At 59.0% G+C, this 20,272-nt stretch carries 18 protein-coding genes and 2 tRNA genes; 6 read left to right on the top strand and 14 right to left on the bottom strand.

From position 1 onward, the window contains the following. Nucleotides 1–3: 3 nt before the first annotated feature. Genes JMV15_RS17810 through JMV15_RS17790 form a run of 5 tightly spaced genes read right to left on the bottom strand, consistent with a single transcriptional unit; the run spans nucleotide 4 to nucleotide 4,206 of the window. Nucleotides 4–1,236 carry a M20 family metallo-hydrolase gene (locus JMV15_RS17810; RefSeq protein ID WP_042558392.1) on the bottom strand — a complete coding sequence of 411 codons (1,233 nt, stop codon included), beginning with the start codon at nucleotides 1,234–1,236 and terminating at the stop codon, nucleotides 4–6. After that, nucleotides 1,233–2,039, bottom strand: a complete 807-nt coding sequence (locus JMV15_RS17805) for an amino acid ABC transporter ATP-binding protein (RefSeq protein WP_042558393.1) — start codon at nucleotides 2,037–2,039, stop codon at nucleotides 1,233–1,235. Before JMV15_RS17805 ends, JMV15_RS17810 begins: the two co-directional genes overlap by 4 nt. A 4-nt stretch (nucleotides 2,040–2,043) precedes the next feature. Then, a complete protein-coding gene (locus JMV15_RS17800; RefSeq protein ID WP_042558394.1) occupies nucleotides 2,044–2,691 on the bottom strand; it encodes an amino acid ABC transporter permease in 648 nt (215 codons plus the stop codon). After that, the gene (locus JMV15_RS17795; protein ID WP_131672230.1) at nucleotides 2,691–3,350 is read right to left on the bottom strand and encodes an amino acid ABC transporter permease; all 660 of its coding nucleotides are present in this window, start codon (nucleotides 3,348–3,350) and stop codon (nucleotides 2,691–2,693) included. Before JMV15_RS17795 ends, JMV15_RS17800 begins: the two co-directional genes overlap by 1 nt. A gap of 7 nt (nucleotides 3,351–3,357) precedes the next feature. Continuing rightward, nucleotides 3,358–4,206, bottom strand: coding sequence for a transporter substrate-binding domain-containing protein (locus tag JMV15_RS17790; RefSeq protein ID WP_042558395.1), 849 nt, complete (start codon nucleotides 4,204–4,206; stop codon nucleotides 3,358–3,360). Nucleotides 4,207–5,185: 979 nt separating this feature from the next. On the opposite strand from JMV15_RS17790, the gene JMV15_RS17785 reads away from it, so the two are divergent. Together JMV15_RS17785 and JMV15_RS17780 are read left to right on the top strand one after the other, a co-directional pair. Further along, nucleotides 5,186–5,261 (top strand) — tRNA-Val (locus JMV15_RS17785). Between the two features lie 19 nt (nucleotides 5,262–5,280). After that, nucleotides 5,281–5,357: transfer RNA gene (locus JMV15_RS17780), tRNA-Asp, on the top strand. 89 nt (nucleotides 5,358–5,446) lie between these two features. Here the strand turns inward: JMV15_RS17780 and JMV15_RS17775 are convergent. Beyond that, on the bottom strand, nucleotides 5,447–6,580 hold the full coding sequence (locus JMV15_RS17775; protein ID WP_038452121.1) for a catalase family protein: 1,134 nt from the start codon (nucleotides 6,578–6,580) through the stop codon (nucleotides 5,447–5,449). Between the two features lie 29 nt (nucleotides 6,581–6,609). Further along, the gene (locus tag JMV15_RS17770; RefSeq protein WP_038449624.1) at nucleotides 6,610–8,418 is read right to left on the bottom strand and encodes a di-heme-cytochrome C peroxidase; all 1,809 of its coding nucleotides are present in this window, start codon (nucleotides 8,416–8,418) and stop codon (nucleotides 6,610–6,612) included. A gap of 247 nt (nucleotides 8,419–8,665) precedes the next feature. Between JMV15_RS17770 and JMV15_RS17765 the strand changes: the two genes are divergently transcribed. The 4 genes from JMV15_RS17765 to JMV15_RS17750 all read left to right on the top strand — a co-directional run bounded on the left by JMV15_RS17765 (nucleotide 8,666) and on the right by JMV15_RS17750 (nucleotide 11,674). Beyond that, complete coding sequence (locus tag JMV15_RS17765; protein WP_003190133.1) at nucleotides 8,666–9,406, top strand: FKBP-type peptidyl-prolyl cis-trans isomerase; 741 nt, start codon at nucleotides 8,666–8,668, stop codon at nucleotides 9,404–9,406. A 1,009-nt stretch (nucleotides 9,407–10,415) separates the two neighbouring features. After that, nucleotides 10,416–10,871 carry a YkvA family protein gene (locus JMV15_RS17760; RefSeq protein ID WP_014717793.1) on the top strand — a complete coding sequence of 152 codons (456 nt, stop codon included), beginning with the start codon at nucleotides 10,416–10,418 and terminating at the stop codon, nucleotides 10,869–10,871. Between the two features lie 96 nt (nucleotides 10,872–10,967). Beyond that, entirely contained in the window at nucleotides 10,968–11,306 is a 339-nt protein-coding gene (locus tag JMV15_RS17755; protein WP_014717794.1) for a helix-turn-helix domain-containing protein, read from the top strand. Beyond that, nucleotides 11,303–11,674 carry a hypothetical protein gene (locus tag JMV15_RS17750; RefSeq protein ID WP_005786715.1) on the top strand — a complete coding sequence of 124 codons (372 nt, stop codon included), beginning with the start codon at nucleotides 11,303–11,305 and terminating at the stop codon, nucleotides 11,672–11,674. The genes JMV15_RS17755 and JMV15_RS17750 overlap by 4 nt, the downstream gene beginning before the upstream one ends. On the opposite strand, the gene JMV15_RS17745 is transcribed toward JMV15_RS17750, so the two are convergent. The 7 genes from JMV15_RS17745 to JMV15_RS17715 all read right to left on the bottom strand — a co-directional run bounded on the left by JMV15_RS17745 (nucleotide 11,671) and on the right by JMV15_RS17715 (nucleotide 20,109). Beyond that, nucleotides 11,671–13,440, bottom strand: coding sequence for a bifunctional diguanylate cyclase/phosphodiesterase (locus JMV15_RS17745; RefSeq protein ID WP_038449628.1), 1,770 nt, complete (start codon nucleotides 13,438–13,440; stop codon nucleotides 11,671–11,673). The two genes, JMV15_RS17750 and JMV15_RS17745, sit on opposite strands and share 4 nt — an antisense overlap. Before the next feature lie 117 nt (nucleotides 13,441–13,557). Further along, nucleotides 13,558–15,639: a carboxy terminal-processing peptidase gene (locus JMV15_RS17740; protein WP_224796967.1), complete on the bottom strand. Its 2,082-nt coding sequence runs from the start codon at nucleotides 15,637–15,639 to the stop codon at nucleotides 13,558–13,560. 361 nt (nucleotides 15,640–16,000) lie between these two features. Then, the gene (locus JMV15_RS17735; protein WP_014717797.1) at nucleotides 16,001–16,654 is read right to left on the bottom strand and encodes an HAD family hydrolase; all 654 of its coding nucleotides are present in this window, start codon (nucleotides 16,652–16,654) and stop codon (nucleotides 16,001–16,003) included. 33 nt (nucleotides 16,655–16,687) lie between these two features. Continuing rightward, complete coding sequence (locus tag JMV15_RS17730; RefSeq protein ID WP_019817262.1) at nucleotides 16,688–17,677, bottom strand: ABC transporter ATP-binding protein; 990 nt, start codon at nucleotides 17,675–17,677, stop codon at nucleotides 16,688–16,690. Next, nucleotides 17,674–18,474: an ABC transporter permease gene (locus JMV15_RS17725; RefSeq protein WP_003190144.1), complete on the bottom strand. Its 801-nt coding sequence runs from the start codon at nucleotides 18,472–18,474 to the stop codon at nucleotides 17,674–17,676. Before JMV15_RS17725 ends, JMV15_RS17730 begins: the two co-directional genes overlap by 4 nt. Next, nucleotides 18,461–19,306, bottom strand: coding sequence for an ABC transporter permease (locus JMV15_RS17720; protein ID WP_014717799.1), 846 nt, complete (start codon nucleotides 19,304–19,306; stop codon nucleotides 18,461–18,463). Before JMV15_RS17720 ends, JMV15_RS17725 begins: the two co-directional genes overlap by 14 nt. After that, nucleotides 19,303–20,109, bottom strand: coding sequence for an alkaline phosphatase family protein (locus JMV15_RS17715; RefSeq protein WP_038449632.1), 807 nt, complete (start codon nucleotides 20,107–20,109; stop codon nucleotides 19,303–19,305). The genes JMV15_RS17720 and JMV15_RS17715 overlap by 4 nt, the downstream gene beginning before the upstream one ends. Nucleotides 20,110–20,272: the final 163 nt, after the last annotated feature.

The raw sequence follows: 20,272 nt of genomic DNA, 5'->3' as shown, positions 1-20,272 counted from the left end.
GGTTCAGGGTTGTTCTGCAAGTGCAACCAGGCTCCAGGCCAATGCCTGGGCGCCTGCTTTCAATTGCGCGGGATCTGTGAATTCCTTCGGGTTGTGGCTTATGCCGTCCCGGCTGGGTACAAAAAGCATTGCTGTCGGACAGTGCCCGGCCAGATACATGGCGTCGTGGAAGGCGCCAGAACGTATCGATTGCCAAGTCAGTCCTGTGGCGTCGCAGGCGTTCTCCAACACATTGATGACCTGATGATCGAACGCGGTCGGGCTGTGGCTGAACAGGCTGGTCAGTTCGGCGTCGGCAGGCAGGCAGGCACTGAGGGCATTATCGAAGGCTTCGAGTACAGCCGGATCGGCGTGGCGGAAGTCGATGCTGAAGGTTGCTTCACCGGCAATCGTGTTGATTGCATTGGGCGAGACGTTCCAGCGTCCGAATGTCAGGCGCTTGTCGTCACCGGCAAGTTGTTCGGCCAGCGCGTCGATGCGGCCGAGGGATTCCATGGCGAGCAACAACGCATCGCGCCGCATGTGCGTCGGCGTGGTTCCTGCGTGTGCCGAAGCACCCTTGCAGCGCACTTGATACCAGCGCACGCCCTGAATACCCGAAACCACTCCCAGCGGGACATTGGCTTGCTCCAATATCGGGCCTTGCTCAATGTGCAACTCGACAAAGGCGTGTGTGGCGATTTTTTCGCGCTGTGGCAGTTCGGCAAAGCGCAGGGCGTGAGCGTCCAGTGCCTCTCCTACCGATATACCCGCAGCGTCAAGGTTGTTTCGATAAGTCTCCAGTCGCGCCGGGTCTACGTAGGCGCTGGAGCCCATCGCTCCTGGACTGAAGCGGCTGCCTTCTTCGTTAGTCCAGACCACCACTTCGATCGGGCGACGGGTGCTGACGTTGAGTTCTGCCAACGCATACAGACATTCAAGCCCGGCCATCACCCCGTAACAGCCGTCAAGCTTCCCGCCTGTGGGTTGGGTGTCGACGTGGCTCCCGGTCATCACTGGCGTTAAGTCCTCACGGCCTTCGCGGCGTATGAACAGGTTGGCGCTGGCGTCGGTCCACACTTTGCAGTCCAGTTTTCGGGCTTCTTCAATCAGCCAGGCGCGGGCCAGGAAGTCTTCTTCGGACAACGCCTGACGGTTCATTCCGCCATCGATGCCGGGCCCGAAGGTTGCCAGGGTCTCCAACAAACGCTGCAGTCGTTCCGATGAAACGGCCTGCATCACTTGATCGGCAATCATGGGGTCACCTGCACGCGTGGAGTGAGGCTGCGGTTAAACCAGGGGCTGAGAAACTGCTGTAAGCGTTCCGTCTTTGGTGCCTGAAACAGTGCCTGCGGAGTACCGGTTTCAATAATTTTTCCTGCTTCCATAAACACTACCTGACTGGATATCTGTGCAGCGAAGCTCATTTCATGGGTCACCATCACCATGGTCATGCCATCGTTCGCAAGGCTGCGAATGACCTGCAGTACTTCCTCGACCAATTCCGGGTCCAGCGCCGAGGTCGGTTCGTCGAGCAGCATCAACCGCGGTTTTACTGCCAGTGCCCGGGCAATGCCGACGCGTTGCTGCTGTCCGCCGGAGAGGCGAGCGGGGTACGCATCCGCCTTGGCGCTCAGGCCGACCCGTGCCAGTGCCTGATCAGCCAGGTTGCGCGCCTCGGCCTTGGCGATTTTCTTGCCGAGTACCAAAGGCGCCATGACGTTGTCGCGCACGGTCATGTGCGGCCACAGATTGAATTGCTGGAACACCATGGACAGCGGGTTGCGCACCTCATCGATCTTGGCTTCGCTGTCGCGGTCGGCTTCACGTCTGCCCGGTCCGCTATAGCCCAGCAGTTGACCATCGATCCATATCTCTCCCTCGTCATAGCGCTCAAGGAAATTCATACAGCGCAGGGCGGTGGTTTTTCCTGATCCTGAAGGCCCGATCAAAGACACGATTTCACCGGCTTGTACGCTCAGGTCAAACTCACTGAGCACACGGTGCGAGCCATAGGATTTGCCAACGCCACGCAAGTTGAGAAGCGGAAGGGTATTCATCTGTTCAGCCTCGTAGATGGCGTGTCATGCGCCGCCCCAGTGCGCTGGCTACAGCTGCGACCGACGAGGTCAGCAGCCAGTAGCTCAACACCAGCAGGGCATACGGCAATACGTAGGAAAAGGTGGTGGATACGATGCGTCCGGCAGTCATGGTCAGTTCTGGCACGGTAATAATCGAGGTGACGGCGCTTTCCTTGATGGTCAGGATCACCTGATTGCCCAATAGCGGGAGGGCGAATGCCAGCGCTTGCGGCGCTTGTATGTGCCAGAACACCCGGCTGCGCGAAATGCCATGCACCCGCGCTGCTTCTACTTGACCGTTGGGCACACTGGCCCAGGCAGAGCGGAACAGCTCAGCAAAATAAGCAGCGCTGTATAAGGCCAGCGAGAGGATGCTTGCCTCGACGGCTTCCAGCCGTAGACCGATGACTGGCAGCCCGAAATAAATAATCGCGAGTTGGGCGAGAAAAGGTGTTCCGCGAATAAGCCACACGTAAACGCGATAGATCGCTACAAATCCTGGGGCCGCCATGCGCAAGGCGTTGATCCCGAATCCCAGCAGTAAGCCCATGGCAGCGGCAGTCAGGCTAATACCCAGCGTGACAAGCAGTGCATTGGCGAAATCCGGGAGATAACTCAATAATTCTTGCATCACTTGAGCTCCTTCCAGCGACGTTCCAGCAGGCTGCCGAGCACGCTCAACAGGCTTGTCAGCACGAGATAAAACAAGCCCGCCACCAGATACACCTCAAGCGGGCGGTAAGTCTGCGAAACCAGCTGCTGGCTGACGCGCATCAAATCAGTGATGGAAATGACCGAAACCACGGCTGAAACCTTGATCACATCGATCAACTCGGAGATCAGCGCGGGTGAGGTGAGGCGCAACACTTGTGGCAGTTGGATATGAAAAAGCGTGTTGTATTTGCCGATGGCAAACACGGCCGCCGCTTCCATCTGGCCCTTGGGGATTGCGGCGAAACCGCTGCTCAGAATCTGCGACTGATAAGCCGCCGTGTTCAGCGCTAGGGCTACAGCAGCAGCCACCATGGGTGGCACATCCAGGCCCAGGGCTGATGGGAGATAGAACAGAAGCAGCAGCTGCGCCAGCATGGGCGTGCCACGAAAGAAACTGACATACACCCGGGTGAATGCTCTGCCGGCAGGGCTGCGACCATTGGCAATCAGATGAATTACTACGCCGAGAATGAAACCCAGCAGCATGCCGATGGCGCACAACCACAATGTGGTTGTTGCACCGTCGATCAAGGCAGGCCAATAGAGCGCGAGACGGCTGCTGAAATCATTCATCATCAGCGGCTCAGATGCTCGGTACTGGCATGGCATCAGCAGGCAAGTCCATGGTGAAACCAAACCACTTATCTTGCAGCGTCTTTAAGGTGCCATCTTTTCCTGCACGGGCAATGCCCTCGCTAAATAGCTTCACCAGGCTTGCGCTGTCAGCATCCTTGCGACCGACCCAGCCGAAATACGTCACTGGACCCACCATCTCCGGCAGCGTTGTGAAAAGCCCCGGACGAGCTTTCATCAATGGGCCTAGGTTGGAAAGCGACTGTGCCACGCCATCGAGACGACCATTGGCCAGATCCGCATAAGCTTCATCGAAGCTCACATACTCTTTGATCCGCTTGAGGCCCGGTTGGCCTTCAGCTTTGAGCTTGGTGTCCAGTGCTTGTAGCACTGCCAGCTGGCCGGAACCTGCCTGAGAGCCAATCACCCGACCGTTCAAGTCGGTCAATGCCTTGATATTGTTATCGTCGGCGCGCTTGAGCAATGCAACGGTGGACTCGGCAATGGGGACGGTAAAGGCGAATTGCTCAAAACGCGCTTTATTGACTGTCACTGATGTCACGACGAAGTCGAATTTACGGGTATCCAAGCCTGGCAAAATCCCCTGGAACGGTAGATCGAGCTGGCGCACCTTAACGCCGGGCAAGTCAGCATCCAGTACGTAATGCATCAGGTCTGCGCCATAGCCGACAATCTTGCCATTTTCTACCGACTCGAACGGCGCGAAACGCGCCTCGGTGGCAACGACTATCTCGTTTTTCTGCTTGATGCGCTGCAGCAAATCGTCTGCGTGCGCTAGAGAAATACTGCACAGCGTGACGAGCGACAGCGAGAGTGCTTTTAGAGTGAAACGCGTCATTGGTATTCCCCTTGAATTCCTCAAATTGTTATTCAAGTAACTTGAATATTAATACAAGAGCATGAAGCGTGCCAGGAGGTAGCTTGCGCGAATAGGGGCGTAGGAGAGGATGGGAAGTCGGGAGAGGTGCGCTAATTGCGTGCGATAGCAGGTGTTACGCATTGATGTGGTGCGCAGTGTGTGGGTGGTGTCTGTAGTGCTTGGATGTGCCGACGCTGCTCGGGTGCTTGTTCGTGGGGCGGGGGAAAAAACGCAGTGCTTACATATGTCCTAACGAGTAACTATTCAGAGCTCGAAAGCAGTCGGTCACTAATGGCAGCTTTGGTCAGCTTGAACGCCTTGGCACGCTTTGCAGGGTTGGCGAGAGCCGGAAGTTTGAACTCTGAGACGGCAGGCTACGATTGCGAGGCATTCGATTGAAACCGAACGCATGATCATTGACCTACAGTGATTAGCACGGAATGTCCGCAATTGGCCGATTTCTGGCTTTAGTCAACTGCTTTACGTAGAGCCGCAGCAACGGTAATGGGCAATGCTACATCTGGCTGGGATCAGTCGACCACTACATAGCGACTGGGTTCCGGCTCCGAGGTTTTGACGTTACCAAGACGTATCAGGTGCTCGCGAACGTCAAGCTGGTCCAAAGTAATCTATTCGGGCCATTCAGAGAGTCGCTGAGCATCGTAATTCCCAACTTAAAATAATGAGTACATAATCAAGTCCATCAGCGGTATGCTGAGCGACAGAAAGCTGAAGCTTTCAATGATTTAGAGGATGAGTTATGATCCCGTCCGCTGCGCCATATTCGGTCACCTGGAACGCTGAACGCCAGGTAGCCAAAGAAAGCCCGCTCATCGAGCGGGCTTTTTTCTGTCCGAAATATGGCAAAAAATCGTGCGCTAAACTTTTTTTAAATAAATTGCATTTAAATCAAGACATTACGATTTTTTGGTGTATGATGCGCCCACACCGAAACGAAGGGTGATTAGCTCAGCTGGGAGAGCATCTGCCTTACAAGCAGAGGGTCGGCGGTTCGATCCCGTCATCACCCACCATTCGCTTCAAGTGTTACGCGCAGCGGTAGTTCAGTCGGTTAGAATACCGGCCTGTCACGCCGGGGGTCGCGGGTTCGAGTCCCGTCCGCTGCGCCATATTCGGTCACCTGGAACGCTGAACGCCAGGTAGCCATAAGAAACCCGCTCATTGAGCGGGTTTTTTTTCGCCTGCGATTTAACGCACCTTACGGCGCGTTGCGGCTGTGGCGGTAATCGCTCACGGCTTCGTACACCGCTTTGCGTAGTCGGTTGATCCCGCCGATGGGGCGGTGCGCTTCCAAACCGAACCAGGGGTTGAACGACTGGTTATCGCACGCCAGGTTCTGCGCCGGCGTGTCGAAGTCCTGGGCGGGAATCCTGACCTTGGCCACCGTTTCATACGGCGCGTCGCTTTCCTTCCACTCGATGCTGGTGTCTTCGATGGGCATGAAGGCCTGCGGGTTTTGCCGCTGGATCTGCAGCACAAAACACGCGTCTACGCGGTCGGTGGACAGTTGCTGGTTGAGCGCGCTGCGCAGGAAGTTGGGCAGGTCCTGGTTCTGTTTGGGCAGCACATAATCCGGGCAGCTTTGCGGGTCGGGCGCCACGCGAAACTTGGCGTTGGCCGCGCCAAACTTATAAGGCGACACTGAAAAGTAAGTCGTCTGCGTCGGGCTGGCCGGGGCGGGCGCCAGGGTTGCCAGGGCGATAAACAAGTGACGCACTTGCCAGCTGCGCGGGTCGAGCTTGGGAAAGAACGCCAGGACCTTCTTGCCATCCGCTTGCGCACCGATGTTCTGCGCGTATTCCGCGACATCGCTGACAAAGAAGTTCGGATGGCTGAACATCACGAAATCCTGCTCGGTGCGCGCTTGCTGGTCGGCCATCAGTTGCTTGCCCGGCACATCCAACAGCTTGATCGCCAAGCCGCGGGCATCGCGGATGCTGTCGAATTGCGGGTAGGCGTTGCCGTTGGACAGGCGCATCGTCGCCTGCCAGGTCTTGCCCGGCTCGGCGAACACACCCTGGCGCAAGGCCGGGTCGAGATTCGCCAGAACGCTGACCTCGGCTTTCACGCACCCATGGGCCTTGGCATGGGCATCGCGCAGGTAGCGAGTGCCTTCGCGATGCTGGTCAACGATGCGCACGGCGGTCTGGATGATGCCTTGGGTCATCGCCGCCTCACCCGGCGGGATCTGTTCCTTCACCGACACCGGGCCCCTGTGCTGCCAGGCGAACCAGGCCGTGGCCAACACCCAGCCCAGCAGGCCCAGGCCCAGCAGCCACAGCAGGGTTTTGCCCACAAAGGCGCCAAGGCGCAGCCAGAGACGAGCAAGCATGGAGCGGTCCTTGTTTTGCGATCGGATAATCATGGCAGTTGTTGCTCCAGCGGGCCGCCCAGCACTTTGAGGTATTCGAGCAGCGCCCAGCGTTCCTGCGGCAGCAGGCCACGGCCGATAACGCCATTGCCACGTTCGCCGGCACGGAATTCGTGGCCGCTGTTGTGGTTGCCGGTGACTCTGGTATCGAACAGGAAGGCGTTCTTGAAGGCGGTGGTCTCAAACCCCAGGTGACGCGGGTCGTAGTTGAAGGTGCCTTTATAGAAAGTGGTGCTGCGTTCGTCCTGGGGCGAGAGCAGTTGGTAGATCGTCGGCACCGAACCGTTGTGCAGGAACGGTGGGGTGGCCCATACGCCTGCCAGTGGCCGCGCCTTGTAGGCACGCAACTCGCGTACGCCGATGGGCAGGCCGAACCCGTCCAGGCCCGGGCGCTCGGCCGGGGTCACGCCCGCCGCACGGTAGGCATGCTCTTCGACGAAGGCGGTGACATAGGCCAGGCCTTGGGCCACCGACATTTTTTTCAGGTCCAGCGGCGCGGTGGGGGTGGGGTGCAGTTCGACATTGAGCCGGGCCAGTTCGGCCGGGTCCCATTGCAGCGCGCTGAGGTCATAGCGTTGGTCGGCAATGTTGTTGGCTGTGCCGGGGTCGGTGCCGATGTAGTCCACCAGCAGCATTTTCAACTGCTGCACCGGTCGGCCGTTTTCTTCGGTAACGGTGGGCAGGTGGCAGCCGGCGCAGTTCTCGGCAAAGAGTGCGCGGCCCTGGGCGGCGAGGGGTTTGTCGATGGCACCGAACAAGTCTTGCGGCCAGGTCGGCGGCTTGAGCCGTTGCAGGGTTTCTTCGATCAGGTGCAGGTCGCGCACCCGTACGCTGGATGGGTAGCGGGCATCGCCCTTGAGCGGTTGCCCGGCTGCGTCGAAGAACGCCAGAGTCGCGCCTACGCCAAGGGCTTCGCCGATGTTGCGCGCCATGGGCTGCTGTGCCGAGCCATTCCACTGCACCCAGTCGAAGGTCCAGATATCCCACAACTGCGGGTAGTCCACCGGCGCATTGGCGACGCGATAATTGTCGGGAGAAATGGCGTCGCCAAAACTGGCGTTGGCGATGCGTCCAAAGGCGTCAGTACGGCCCGGGCCTTCTTCGGTGGGGTAAAGGCCACGGTGGGTGTCATTCCAGGCGACTTTGAGGAACTGGTTCAGCGATTGCTTGAAGTCCTTGCGCAGTTGATCGCGCTGGGTATCGTACTGATCCCCCAGCACCTTGTGAGCAAAGCGCTCAAACTTCCATGGGTTGTAATAGGTAGCGGCCAGGCTGGCGACCAGGGCCTGGCCGAAACTGCCACCGCGCAACGTGGGAACGCTGGAGGGCAGTACGTGTTGCGCCGAGCCACCGTCGATGCGCAGGGCCTGGCCCTTGTAGTGCAATTCGCCGGTGTGGCAGGCCGCACAGGTGATATCCAGGTACTGAGCCCTGCTGTCGGCGTTCTGGTGCCGGGCGAACCCTACTGGCAGGTTGCCAGGGTTTTGCGCGGTGGGCGTCTGCTTGGGGTCGACCAGGAAGCCAAAGCGCGCCAGGTACTCCGGCGCGGCAAAGCGTTGCTCGGAAAACGGCAGTTCCAGGGCGGTGAACCAGTCGTAGTGCAGGCCTTTTACTTGGGTGCCCTGGGGCGTGAAGTAGTAGGTCTGGCGGTCGTCGGCACTCCATTGCTCCTGGTAGTGCACCTGCTTTACTGGCACGTAGTCCGGCAGCTTGGGGTTGAGGGTGTAGTAGAGCACCACGGCCAGAATCAGGCCCAGTGCGATCAGTATCAGGAGTAAAACACGGGAAAAAATGCGCAAGATAACTATCCTTGTCGAATTGTCGCGTTGTTATGCCACTGCGCCACAGGTGCGGCAAGTAGCAATTGGCCCGCTATCAGGCGGTCCCGCGATCCGTCGCGGGGCCCCATGATAAATGGAAATGCTTTTAAACACGTGAACTTATCAGAAGTTTCCTGCTCACATGCCGGTAGCCATTGGTCGTGGCCGCCTGATAAGCTCGCGACTTTATTCGAATGCCCTTATGGCGCATGAACAAGGAAATAGCATGAAACAGCATCGGTTGGCGGCGGCGGTGGCCCTGGTTAGCCTGGTACTTGCGGGTTGTGATTCGCAGACCAGCGTAGAGCTGAAAACCCCGGCGCAGAAAGCTTCCTACGGCATCGGCCTGAACATGGGCAAGAGCCTTGCCCAAGAAGGCATGGACGACCTGGACTCCAAAGCTGTTGCCCAGGGCATCGAAGATGCCGTCGGCAAGAAAGAGCAGAAGCTCAAGGACGATGAGCTGGTTGAAGCGTTTGCCGCACTGCAAAAGCGTGCTGAAGAGCGCATGACCAAAATGAGCGAAGAGTCGGCAGCCGCTGGCAAGAAATTCCTCGAAGACAACGCCAAGAAAGACGGTGTTGTCACCACCGCTTCCGGCCTGCAGTACAAGATCGTGAAGAAGGCCGACGGCGCCCAGCCTAAGCCGACCGACGTGGTGACTGTTCACTACACCGGCAAGCTCACCAACGGCACTACCTTTGACAGCTCCGTAGATCGCGGTAGCCCGATCGACCTGCCGGTCAGCGGCGTGATCCCGGGTTGGGTCGAAGGCCTGCAACTGATGCACGTTGGCGAGAAGGTCGAGCTGTACATCCCGTCCGACCTGGCCTACGGCGCCCAGAGCCCGAGCCCGGCGATCCCGGCCAACTCGGTGCTGGTATTCGACCTGGAACTGCTGGCCATCAAGGACCCAGCCAAGGCAGAAGCGGCTGACGCACCTGCTGCACCAGCCGCCAAGAAGTAATCGGCGCCTGAACACACAACGCCCCGTCTCGACGGGGCGTTGTTGTTTTCGGGTTTGTATCAAAGGATGCAAAAATCTTCTGTGGGCGCTGGCTTGTCGGGTTGCCGCATCGCTGTGATGACCGCCAGACGCTCAGCACTCCAAATGTGGGAGCTGGCTTGCCTGCGATGACGGCCTGCCAGCCTACACCTACTAACTGACACACCACGATCAACCTGTGGGAGCGGGCTTGCTCGCGAAGGCGGCCTGGCAGTCAACACAGTTGGATTGTGTACATATCCATTGCTGCGGTAACGGCCACATAGGGTTCCGCCCTGACGGCGGCTCACTTTGCAAGAGCGGCAAAGTAAGCAAAACGCTCTTGCCCCACCACTCGGCACCTCGCCTAGGCTCGGTGTGCCCGTAATCCGCCAGTGATTTGGGGGGCCGCCGCCACGCGCCATCCATGGCGCGGGGCGGCTAAACCGGCATCCCTGCCGGTTTACCCCCCAAATCCCTGTCGAATTCCGGCCAGCGTGGTTTAACGGGGCGCCTAAGATCAAAAGCAGATCAAGATCAAGAGCGGCTCGCTTCGCATCGTGGTTAGCGTTGGCTGCTACAGCCTGTAAAGTTGTGTTGATGCCTAAGGCAATCGCAGGCAAGCCAGCTCCCACATTTGGAGCCGGGGGTGTCTGGGAGATAGGCATCGGCTGGCAGGCTGCCACGTCGTACCGGGTCGTGTAGATGTCTATGGCTATCGCACGCCAGCCAGCCCCTACGTTGAAGCCTCTGCAAATCCAAACGAACGTCTGCAACCGGACACAGTCTGATATAAGACTCGAGCACGGGTAGCCGCACATACATGCCAAGTCAATGAATTCTTGGGTTTTTTTTATGTGCGCAAAAAACGCCCGATCTGACTGTAGGCCTTGTAGTCCGTGGCTTTCAGCCGATAAAACAGGCTCTGTTCACAAGGTTATCCACAATTTGTGTGGATAACCTTTTATATCGCCTGGAACTGGAGTGCCCTATGAAACCACCGTTCACTTTCACCCGCTTCCTGCCTATGGCCGCACGCTTGCTGGGTCGCGGGCGCTTGCCAACCTTGTTGTTTGCCGTTGCAGCCAAAGGCTCAAGCCAAGGCAATCGGCTCGGCCAGCTCAAGGACGATCTCAAATTACTTCAGGCCCTTTGCCTGGCTTACTGGCGTGGCGAATACCGTGCCATCAGCCCCAAGGCGCTGATTTCGGTGGTAGCGGGGCTGATGTACTTTCTCAGCCCGATTGATGCCATTCCGGACTTCCTCCCTATGTTCGGCATGCTCGATGACATCGCCGTGCTGGCATGGGTCATGAAGACCCTGAGCGGCGAACTGAGCGCGTTTCGTGCCTGGCGCGATGGGCAGCGCCCGGAAAAACTTGCGGTGGTTGAGCGCCTGCCAGCGACGCCTGAGCTGCTGGCCCGGGAAAACCCGCAAAAAAACTAATGTTGCCCGGTATCCCCTGCGACCTTTGTGGCTGTTAGGATTACACTCCTAAGGAAATAACTTACTTAGTAAGTGTTTTTATCCTACGGGGCAGTCATGGATATCCAGATCATTTCACGCGATGGCGCACCCGAATACGCGGTGTTGCCATGGGACCAGTACCAGGCGCTGCTAAAAGCTGCCGGTCAATTGCAACCAACACGCGCTTCTCCTTCTGTTGCACCCACCGCTATCGAGCAGGACCTGCGTCCGCTTGCAGCCCTGCGCGGCCTGCGTGAGGCCAAGGGCCTGGCAATCGAGGCTCTGGCGCGTACCGTGGGCATCAGCCCTTCGTATCTTGGATTGATAGAAAGTGGTGAACGCCAGCCGGATGCCGCCATTCGCCGCAGCCTGGCCTGGGAATTGGGCGTTGCAGGTTGGAGGGATGAGTCTTGAGCTTACGTATTAGTCGTCAACACTGGGATGGGTTGCTCAACGAACTGGATCAGGCGCGGCGCCAGCGCCATTTGCTCACCTACCGTGCGCTGCTTGAGCGCCTGCAATTCCCGACGCCGGCCATGCAGACCCTGGCTGCGGCCCTGGAGCACCTGGCGGCGCTGGATGCCAAGGCCGAGCAGCCGCTGCGCAGTTCCCTAGTGATCAGCCAGGGCGCCAGCCGCCTGCCGCGCACCGGTTTTTTCGAATGTGTGGAGCGTCTGGGGCGGTTCAGCGGGCCTTCCGATGGTGTGGCCGCCGCGTCCTGGCATGCTTCTGAAGTGGTGCGGGTGTTCGAGTACGAGTATCCGGAGTCTGCCGAGGCCTAAAGCGCCTGGGGGCAGGTGTCCATGCTGTCGATCACGTGGATGCTGTAGCCCGCCACATCCTTGGCTTGGTGCTTGGCTTGTGACGCCAGCTCTGCCAACTGGCTGGCATCGAGTTGTGCGCAGGCCTGAGGATACAAATGCACTACACCGATGGACAGCGACAGCAACGCAAACTCCTGGCGCACGCCCTGGCGATTGAGGGCCACGAAGCACCCAGCCTCAAGGTGTTCAGCGCGGTAGAAGCGTCGGCATTGGGTGTGGAAATCGTCCAGCAGTTGGTTGAGCCGCTTGCGCCAGTCCTGCGGGCCCAGCACCAGTAGAAAGTCATCGCCGCCAATGTGCCCGACAAAGTCGCGGCTGGGGTCTACCCGGTCGTTGAGGCACTGCGCCAGGCACAGCAGCACTTCATCCCCGCGCCCGTAGCCGTAGATGTCGTTGAACGGTTTGAAACTGTCGATATCCACATAGCAGATCACCGACTCGCGCTGTTGCTGCAGCAGCCGGGTGAGGCATTGCTGGATCGGCACATTGCCAGGCAACAAGGTCAACGGGTTGGCGTAGCGGGCCTGCTGGATTTTCAGCTCCGTGATCAACTTGAGCACGTCAATGACCCGACCCAGCCCCAGGTAATCACCGTTCAGGGTGATGATGAAATCCTCTTCGATGCGTTGCCGCGCGCGGCTGGTCAATAAGCGGCTGACCTGTTGCAAGGACTGGCTCAGTTCCACCGCCAAAAAATCATCGCTCATCAAGCGACTGATGGGTTTACGTGCAAACAGATCGGTCGCGAACGGCTTGAGCAACGCGTCCGACAACGAGTGCCGGTGCACAATGCCGACCGGGCAACCACGGCCGTCTAACACCGCCAGCGAGTTGAGGTTGGCCTGGCGGCGGAACGATTCCAGCACTTGGGCGGTGGCGGTGTCTTGATCCACGGCGGGTTGCTCATTGAGCAGTGCGCTCAGGTCACTGCCTTCGTCATTGAGGGCCAGCGTGGCGTTATCCGGCTTGGGCAGCATCAGGCGCGCTTCCTGCGGCGGCTTTTCCTGAGGGCGGCAGAGCAGGTAGCCCTGGACCAGGTCGACGCCCATCTCGGTCAACACCGCCAGTTCTTCTGGCAGTTCGATGCCCTCGGCAATCACTTGGGCGCGGGATGCCCTGGCGATCTGCAGGATCGAGCCGACAAACTCGCGCTTGAGGGCGTCCTGGTGAATGCCGTCGATAAAGTGCCGGTCGATCTTCACGTAGTCCGGGCGCAGTTCCGACCACAACCGCAAACTGGAATAACCGGCGCCCAAGTCATCCAGTGCGATGGCAAAACCCATGTCGCGGTAGTGGTGCAAGGCAGTTTGCAACAGCGCGAAATCGTCGGTGGGCGCTTGCTCGGTGAGCTCGATCACCACTTGGCTGGGAGAAATACCGAAGTCGCGCAACAGTTGCAGGGTGCGCCCTGGCTGATGCGCGTGCTCCATCAAGGATTCCGGCGAGATATTGAGGAACAGCTTGCCGGGCAGTTTCTGCTCGCTGAAGCGCCGGCACGCACTCTCTCGACACGCCATGTCCAGTTCGCTCAGGCGCCCGGCATGGCTGGCCACCGAAAACAGCGCAACGGGGGAGTGCAGCGGGCTGTTGGACGGGCCACGACTGAGGGCTTCATAACCGAGGATGCGCCGCTCCGACAGGCAGATGATCGGTTGGAACAGGCTGTGCAAACTGCCTTGAGCCAGGATTGAGCCCAATGCATTCAGCTGTTCGGTCATGGTCATGGCGGTCTCGATCAAAAAAAAGGACCGCAGGCGTAAACCTGCGGTCCTTTTATTTCACGACAGAATGATGTCTATATGATGACACTCCGAGGAGCGATCACATTAAATCGCCATCATTTACTGCTTGGCCACCTGCTTGGTGATTTTCAGGTAATCCAGCAGGATCCGGCCAGTCTCGGCCAAGTAAGCGTCGTCTTCCGGCTTGGTTTTATCCGCCTCGGTCGGCAGCGCGTCTTCATCTTCTTTCTTCAGCTCTTTGAGCGGGTCTTCACCCTTGGCCTTGCGGCGGGTGTTTTCCAGTACCAGTTGCTGATTCTCGATGCTGGAATGCTGTGCACGGCGATCCGCTTCGTTGAGGCTGACGGTCTTCTCTTCCATCAGCTTCTTGGCCAGGGCCAGCTTGTCGCGGATAAACACGAACTCGGCATCCTTGGCGGAGCGGGTGTCATGATCAGCCTTCAACTGCGCCAGGAAGGGCTTGAACGGATCCGACGCCGGCTTGATCGCAGGGCGGATGGTGTCCCACGGCATGGCTTCAGGCAGGGCGCTTTCGCCGATTTCCTTGGTGTCGATGATCGACGGGAAATCGATATCCGGCAGTACGCCTTGATGCTGGGTGCTCTGCCCGGATACCCGGTAGAACTTGGCCAGTGTCAGTTTAAGCTCGCCATGATTCAGCGGCTGGATGGTCTGCACGGTGCCCTTGCCGAAGGTCTGGCCGCCGATGATCAATGCACGGTGGTAGTCCTGCATGGCGCCGGCGAAAATCTCCGAGGCCGAGGCCGAGAGGCGGTTGACCAGCAGCGCCATCGGCCCTTTGTAGAAGGCCCCCGGGTTCTCGTCTTCGAGCACGTCGACACGGCCGTCAGCGTTGCGTACCAACACGGTCGGCCCCTTGTCGATAAACAGGCTGGTCAGCTCGGTGGCTTCCTGCAGGGAGCCGCCGCCGTTGTTGCGCAGGTCGATGACCACGCCGTCGACTTTCTCTTTCTGCAGTTCTGTCAGGATTTTCTTCACGTCGCGGGTGGTGGACTTGTAGTCCGGATCCCCGGCACGAAACGCCTTGAAGTCCAGGTAGAAGGCCGGGATTTCAATCACGCCCAGCTTGTAGTCCTTGCCATCCTGCTTGAGGTTGAGGACTTTCTTCTGCACAGCCTGGTCTTCGAGCTTCACCGCTTCACGAGTGATGGACACGATCTTGCTGGTCTGGTCGTTCGGTGCATTGGTGTGTGGAATCACTTCCAGGCGCACCACGCTGCCTTTAGGCCCGCGGATCAGCTTGACCACTTCGTCCAGGCGCCAGCCGACCACATCGACCATCTCTTTGTCGGCCTGGGCCACGCCGATGATCTTGTCGGCCGGTGCCACTTGCTTGGTTTTGTCAGCAGGGCCTGCCGGCACCAAACGTACGATCTTCACCTGGTCATTGTCGCTTTGCAGGACGGCACCGATGCCTTCCAGGGACAGACTCATATTGATATCGAAATTTTCCGCGTTATCTGGCGACAGATAATTGGTGTGCGGGTCGTAGGACATCGCAAAGGTGTTGATGTAGGCCTGGAAGATATCCTCGGCACGGGTCTGGTCCAGGCGTGCCAGCTGGTTCTTGTAGCGCTTGGTCAGCAGTTCTTGAATGGCCTTGGGCTCTTTGCCGGCGATCTTCAAGCGCAACACTTCGTCCTTGACGCGTTTGCGCCACAGGTCGTCCAGCGCCGCGGTACTGGTCAGCCAAGGAGCGTCTTTGCGGTCCACCAGAAGGGTTTCTTTCTGTGTGAAATCGAGCTTGTCGATACCTTTGTTCAGCTCACCCAACGCGAAATCCAGACGCGCTTTGACGCGGTCCAGGTAACGCTTGTAGATGGTGAAGCCGGGCTGCAGGTCGCCGCTCTTGAGGAAGTCGTCGAATTGGGTCTTCCACTTGTCGAACTCAGCGATATCGCTGGCCAGGAAGTAGCTACGCGAGGGGTCCAGCAGCTTGAGGTAGCTGTCGTAGATGATCACTGAGCGAGCGTCGTCCAGCGGCGGCTTGCTGTAGTGATGGCGCTTGAGCAACTCGACGACGTTAAGGCTGGCAATCACCTCATCGCGATCAGGCTGAAGGTTGTCCCAGCTATTGGCTGCGAACGTATTGGTCGACATCGACGCGAAGCCGAGACCAATGAAAAAAGCGAGGGCGGTGCTGGGGAACAGATGCTTCATGCTGATTCGACGCGGGGGCAATTGATAACGCATATTAGGCCGTCTTTGAGGGAGCCGGTTCCATATGGTCCGGTCGCATAATGCAAAAAGCCCGGCGCTACAGCACCGGGCTCAGTCCAGACTCACTATGGAGGCACTGTGAAAGCATTGCAAGGCGTTGACGGTGATGTGGGGGGCTAGAACAACCTCGTCCTACGTCCGGTGTAGTCCATATTGCCAATAGCCTGACCGAATCCTAGATTGAAATGCAGTCAGTGTGGGAGCTGGCTTGCCTGCGATAGCGGTGCAACAGTGAAGAATTCTTCATCTGGCGCACCGCTATCGCAGGCAAGCCAGCTCCCACAGGTTGATGTCTATTGATTCAGGTCCAGTGGTGGATCGGCCAGCCGGCCTGTTCGGCATGGGCGCGCAACACCGGGTCCGGGTTCACCACCTGCGGGTGATCCACCTTGAGCAGCAGCGGTAAATCATTGCGCGAGTCCGAATAGAAATAGGCACCTTCAAGGGTTTCGCCTTCCTGCTCCAGCCATTCCAGCAACCGCGTGATCTTGCCTTCACGGTAAGTCAGTACACCCTCTGTCTTGCCGTCGTATACCCCATGGCTGACGCTCAGGTTAATCCCCAGCACTTCCTCGATACCGATACGCGCAGCAATCGGCGTGACCAGGTGAGTGCCCGAAGCCGAAATCACCAGGATTCGGTCGCCGTTCGCGCGGTGGCGGGCGATGGTCTTGGTGGCGTCGCTGTAGATCAGCGGCTCGATGACGTCCTCGACCCACGGCTCCACCAAGTGCTCGATTTCTTCCGGGGTACGGCCGATCATCGGCTCCAGGCTGAAATCCATGAAATCTTCCATCCGCAGCTTGCCCTGGCTGTAGGCATCCATCAGCTCGTTGTTCCTGCGCATGAACGACTCAGGGTCCACCCAGCCAAGGCGGCCCATCTGTTCGCTCCACAGCGTGGCGCAGTCGCCGTGGATCAGGGTGTCGTCCAGATCAAAAATTACCAATGCCATCGGTGATGCTCTCTCTCAATAGGTCGCTGCCTGTCAGGCTACTTCACACAGTGCGCTGGGGTCGATGGAAAGTGCCAGGCGCTGGCCGTCCGGGTGCAGGTCGTCGGCCGAACGATTGAGCACGTCCACCACCAGCTCGACGCCACGGGCTTCGATGCGGTAGCGAATCACGTTACCCAGCAGGCTGTGGCTACGCACCAACGCATCGAGCTCGCCGCTGCGGCTCAACTCGATGGCCTCGGGGCGAATCGCGATGCGCCCGCTGATCGGCCGCTGCAGCAGTTGGCTGGCCTTGTCGGCATCGAGCAGGTTGTAGTTGCCGATAAACCCGGCAGCGAACACATCCACCGGCGCGGTATAGAGGGTTTCGGCATCACCGCTCTGCACGATCTTGCCCTGGTTCATCAAGAAGATGCGGTCGGACATGGTCAGCGCTTCTTCCTGGTCATGGGTCACGAAGATCGTGGTCAGCCCCAGCTCGCGCTGGATCTGGCGGATCTGCTCGCGCAAGTGCTTGCGAATACGTGCATCCAATGCCGACAGCGGTTCATCCAGCAGCAGCAGGCGCGGGCGGGTCACCAGGGAGCGGGCAAGGGCGACGCGCTGGCACTGGCCACCGGACATCTGGTGCGGATAACGGCCGGCCAGGTCCTTGAGCTCCACCAGTTGCAGCACTTCTTGCACGCGCTTGTTGCTGTCGTCGGCGTTGACCTTTTGCATGCGCAGGCCGAAGGCGACGTTCTGTTCCACGGTCATGTTGGGGAACAGCGCGTAGCTCTGGAACACCATGCCGATCTGGCGTTTCTGTGGGCTCAGGGGCACGATGTCCTGGCCATCCAGGAGGATCTGGCCACTGTCTACCGGCGTAAGCCCGGCGATGCAGCGCAGCAAAGTGGATTTGCCGCAACCGGACGGGCCGAGCAGGGTGACGAACTCGCCTTTGGCGACCTCGCAATTGATATCGCTGAACACCGGGGTGCCGGCGTAGCTTTTTTGCAGGTGTTGGACGCTGACGAAGCTCATTGGCTTTTGTCCTTGTTCAAGAGAGTGGCGGCCCAGGTCAGTACCAGCACAAAGAAGAAATAAGAGATCACCACGGCGCTGGTGAAATGGCCACTGCTGTTGCGCATGTTGTTGAGGTACACCTGCAGGGTTTCGTACCGGGTGCCGACGAGGATGTTGGCGAACACGAACTCGCCGAACAGGAACGAGAACGACAGCAGCAGCGCCACCATCAGGCCCTTGCGCAGGTTGGGCAGCACCACCAGGATCGCGGCCTGCCAGGTGCTGGCGCCGAGCAGTTGCGAAGCGTCCATCAGGTCGCGCAGGTTGATGGCTTGCAGGTTGTTGGTGATCGCGCGGTACATGAACGGCAGCGCGACGGTGAAGTAGCAGCCGATCAAAATCCACGGCGTGCCCACCATCGCCAGCGGCCCGGACCCGTACAGTTGCAGCAGCCCCACCGAGGACACCACCGGCGGCACCGCAAAGGGCAGCAGGATCAGGATGTTCATCAACGCGTCGAGCTTGGGAAAGTGGTAGTGCACCACGAACAGCAGCGGCAAAATCAACACCACCGAAAGGATCAGTGCGCCCACGCACACCAGCAACGATTGCCCGAAGGCCATCAGAAAGCGCGGGTCGCTCCACAGCTGTACATACCATTTCACGCTGAAGCCGGCGGGCAGGATGGTTGCCGACCAACTGCTGGAAATCGAGTAGACAAAGGTGCCTACCAAAGGCAGCACCAGGATCAGGAACAACAGGTACACCACCACCCGATGGTAGAGGGAGGCCGGGCCGGCTTCAGCGCGAGACATGGTAGCTCCTCTTGAGCAGCAGTTGATGCACCACCGTGACCACGGTCATCAGCGCCACCAGCACCACGGCCAGGGCGCTGGCCATGTTCGGGTCCAGCGACACATCGCCGGAGACCAGGCCGGCAATGCGAATCGGCAGTACGTTGAAGTTGCCGGTGGTCAGTGCATATACCGTGGCATAGGCGCCGAGGGCGTTGGCCAACAGGATCACAAAGGTACCGAGCAGCGCCGGGGTGAGCACCGGCAGGCCGATATGCCGCCAGAACTGCCAGCCATTCGCACCGAGCAGGGCGGCCGACTCGCGCCAGTCTTCGCGCAATGCGTCGAAGGCCGGGTAGAGCAGCAGTACGCCGAGGGGAATCTGGAAGTAGGTATAGAGGATGATCAGGCCGGTTTTCGAGTACAGGTTGAAGTCCTCAATGATCCCGGCCTGCTTGAGCATGAGGGTGATACTGCCGTTGAACCCCAGCAGGATGATGAACGCGAAGGCCAGGGGTACGCCGGCGAAGTTGCTGGTCATGTTGGCGAATGCGGTGACGAAGTTGCGCAGCGGCGAATCCACTCGGCGCAATGAGTAGCTGCCCAGGGTGGCGATGATGATGCCGAAGATGCTGGAGTAGAAACTGATCTCCAGGCTGAACTGGATGGCCTGCCGGTAGAACTTCGAGGTGAAGATGCGGGTGAAGTTTTCCAGGCTCCAGCCGGACTCTTCGGTTTGCAGGCTGCTGATCAGCACCCATACCAGCGGCGCGATCTCGAACACGATAAAGAACAGTGCGAAGGGCAGCAGGCATAGCAGGGCCAGCCATTTGCCGCGGGTCAATGCATTCACTTGAGCAGCTCCCGGCACACAGGCTTGTTGTGGGGCACGCCCAGCAGTTCGCAGATGGTGCCGCACAGGTCGGTTTGTTTCGGCGCAGCGTCGGTGTCCAGGCTGAAGGCGTCACCGATGACAAACAGTGGCACTTCCCGTTCTTCGCGCAACAGGCCGTTGTGGGAGCGGTCGTTGTTCATGCCGTGGTCGGCGGTGACCAGTACCTGGTAGCCGGCATCGAGCCAGTCTTGCAGGTAGTCGGCCAGGATAATGTCAGCCGAGCGTGCGCTGTTGCGGTATTGCGCGGTGTCGAGGCCATGCTTGTGACCGGCGTCGTCGATGTTCATGGGGTGCACCAGCAAAAAGTTTGGCGCGTGCTTGAGCCGCAGGCTTTCGGCGTCGGCGAACAGGTGGGAATCGGGGTAGTGGTCATTCCAGTAGAAATGCCCATGCTGGATCGCCAGCGCCTTGTCGTCGGTATGACGATCGCGGGCGGCGAGAAAGGGCGTGCGGTTATACAACTCGCTGACCCAGTGGTAAGCCGCCGCAGCGGTGCTCAAGCCGGCGTCGGTGGCGTAATGGAAAATGCTGCGCTGGGTGGACAGGCGCGAGACGTTGTTGTGCACGACACCGCTTTGGATCGGCGGCACGCCGGAGAGGATGCACTCGTACAACGGGCGGGACAGGGCAGGCAGTTCACATTCCAGTGTGTAGAGGGCTGCGCGTCCGGCGCCGACATAGGCCTGCAAGTGCCCCATGGCGTGCCGGGCAACCTCGAAGTTGAGGCCGTCGAGCACCACAAGGATGACAGTGTGCTTCATGGGGGCTGGGGCTCCGCAACAGAGGGTATGGCTCAGTATCAACGTGGAATGGGATCAAATGTGGGAGATGGCTTGCCTGCGATGGCGGTGTATCAGTGGACACAAATGTTGAATGTCAGACCGCTATCGCAGGCAAGCCAGCTCCCACACTGACCGCCTTTGG

The sequence above is a fragment of the Pseudomonas paracarnis genome (assembly GCF_904063055.1).
GTDB classification, from domain to species: Bacteria; Pseudomonadota; Gammaproteobacteria; order Pseudomonadales; family Pseudomonadaceae; genus Aquipseudomonas; species Aquipseudomonas paracarnis.
This window is presented reverse-complemented; position numbering and strand designations above follow the sequence as displayed.

What these genes read in the sequence shown, in the direction of transcription:
- JMV15_RS17810 (WP_042558392.1), bottom strand. Translation starts at nt 1,236, where the DNA reads ATGATTGCCGATCAAGTGATGCAGGCCGTTTCATCGGAACGACTGCAG.
- JMV15_RS17805 (WP_042558393.1), bottom strand. Translation starts at nt 2,039, where the DNA reads ATGAATACCCTTCCGCTTCTCAACTTGCGTGGCGTTGGCAAATCCTAT.
- JMV15_RS17800 (WP_042558394.1), bottom strand. Translation starts at nt 2,691, where the DNA reads ATGCAAGAATTATTGAGTTATCTCCCGGATTTCGCCAATGCACTGCTT.
- JMV15_RS17795 (WP_131672230.1), bottom strand. Translation starts at nt 3,350, where the DNA reads ATGATGAATGATTTCAGCAGCCGTCTCGCGCTCTATTGGCCTGCCTTG.
- JMV15_RS17790 (WP_042558395.1), bottom strand. Translation starts at nt 4,206, where the DNA reads ATGACGCGTTTCACTCTAAAAGCACTCTCGCTGTCGCTCGTCACGCTG.
- JMV15_RS17775 (WP_038452121.1), bottom strand. Translation starts at nt 6,580, where the DNA reads ATGCTTGCTCGTCTCTGGCTGCGCCTTGGCGCCTTTGTGGGCAAAACC.
- JMV15_RS17765 (WP_003190133.1), top strand. Translation starts at nt 8,666, where the DNA reads ATGAAACAGCATCGGTTGGCGGCGGCGGTGGCCCTGGTTAGCCTGGTA.
- JMV15_RS17760 (WP_014717793.1), top strand. Translation starts at nt 10,416, where the DNA reads ATGAAACCACCGTTCACTTTCACCCGCTTCCTGCCTATGGCCGCACGC.
- JMV15_RS17755 (WP_014717794.1), top strand. Translation starts at nt 10,968, where the DNA reads ATGGATATCCAGATCATTTCACGCGATGGCGCACCCGAATACGCGGTG.
- JMV15_RS17745 (WP_038449628.1), bottom strand. Translation starts at nt 13,440, where the DNA reads ATGACCATGACCGAACAGCTGAATGCATTGGGCTCAATCCTGGCTCAA.
- JMV15_RS17740 (WP_224796967.1), bottom strand. Translation starts at nt 15,639, where the DNA reads ATGAAGCATCTGTTCCCCAGCACCGCCCTCGCTTTTTTCATTGGTCTC.
- JMV15_RS17735 (WP_014717797.1), bottom strand. Translation starts at nt 16,654, where the DNA reads ATGGCATTGGTAATTTTTGATCTGGACGACACCCTGATCCACGGCGAC.
- JMV15_RS17730 (WP_019817262.1), bottom strand. Translation starts at nt 17,677, where the DNA reads ATGAGCTTCGTCAGCGTCCAACACCTGCAAAAAAGCTACGCCGGCACC.
- JMV15_RS17725 (WP_003190144.1), bottom strand. Translation starts at nt 18,474, where the DNA reads ATGTCTCGCGCTGAAGCCGGCCCGGCCTCCCTCTACCATCGGGTGGTG.
- JMV15_RS17715 (WP_038449632.1), bottom strand. Translation starts at nt 20,109, where the DNA reads ATGAAGCACACTGTCATCCTTGTGGTGCTCGACGGCCTCAACTTCGAG.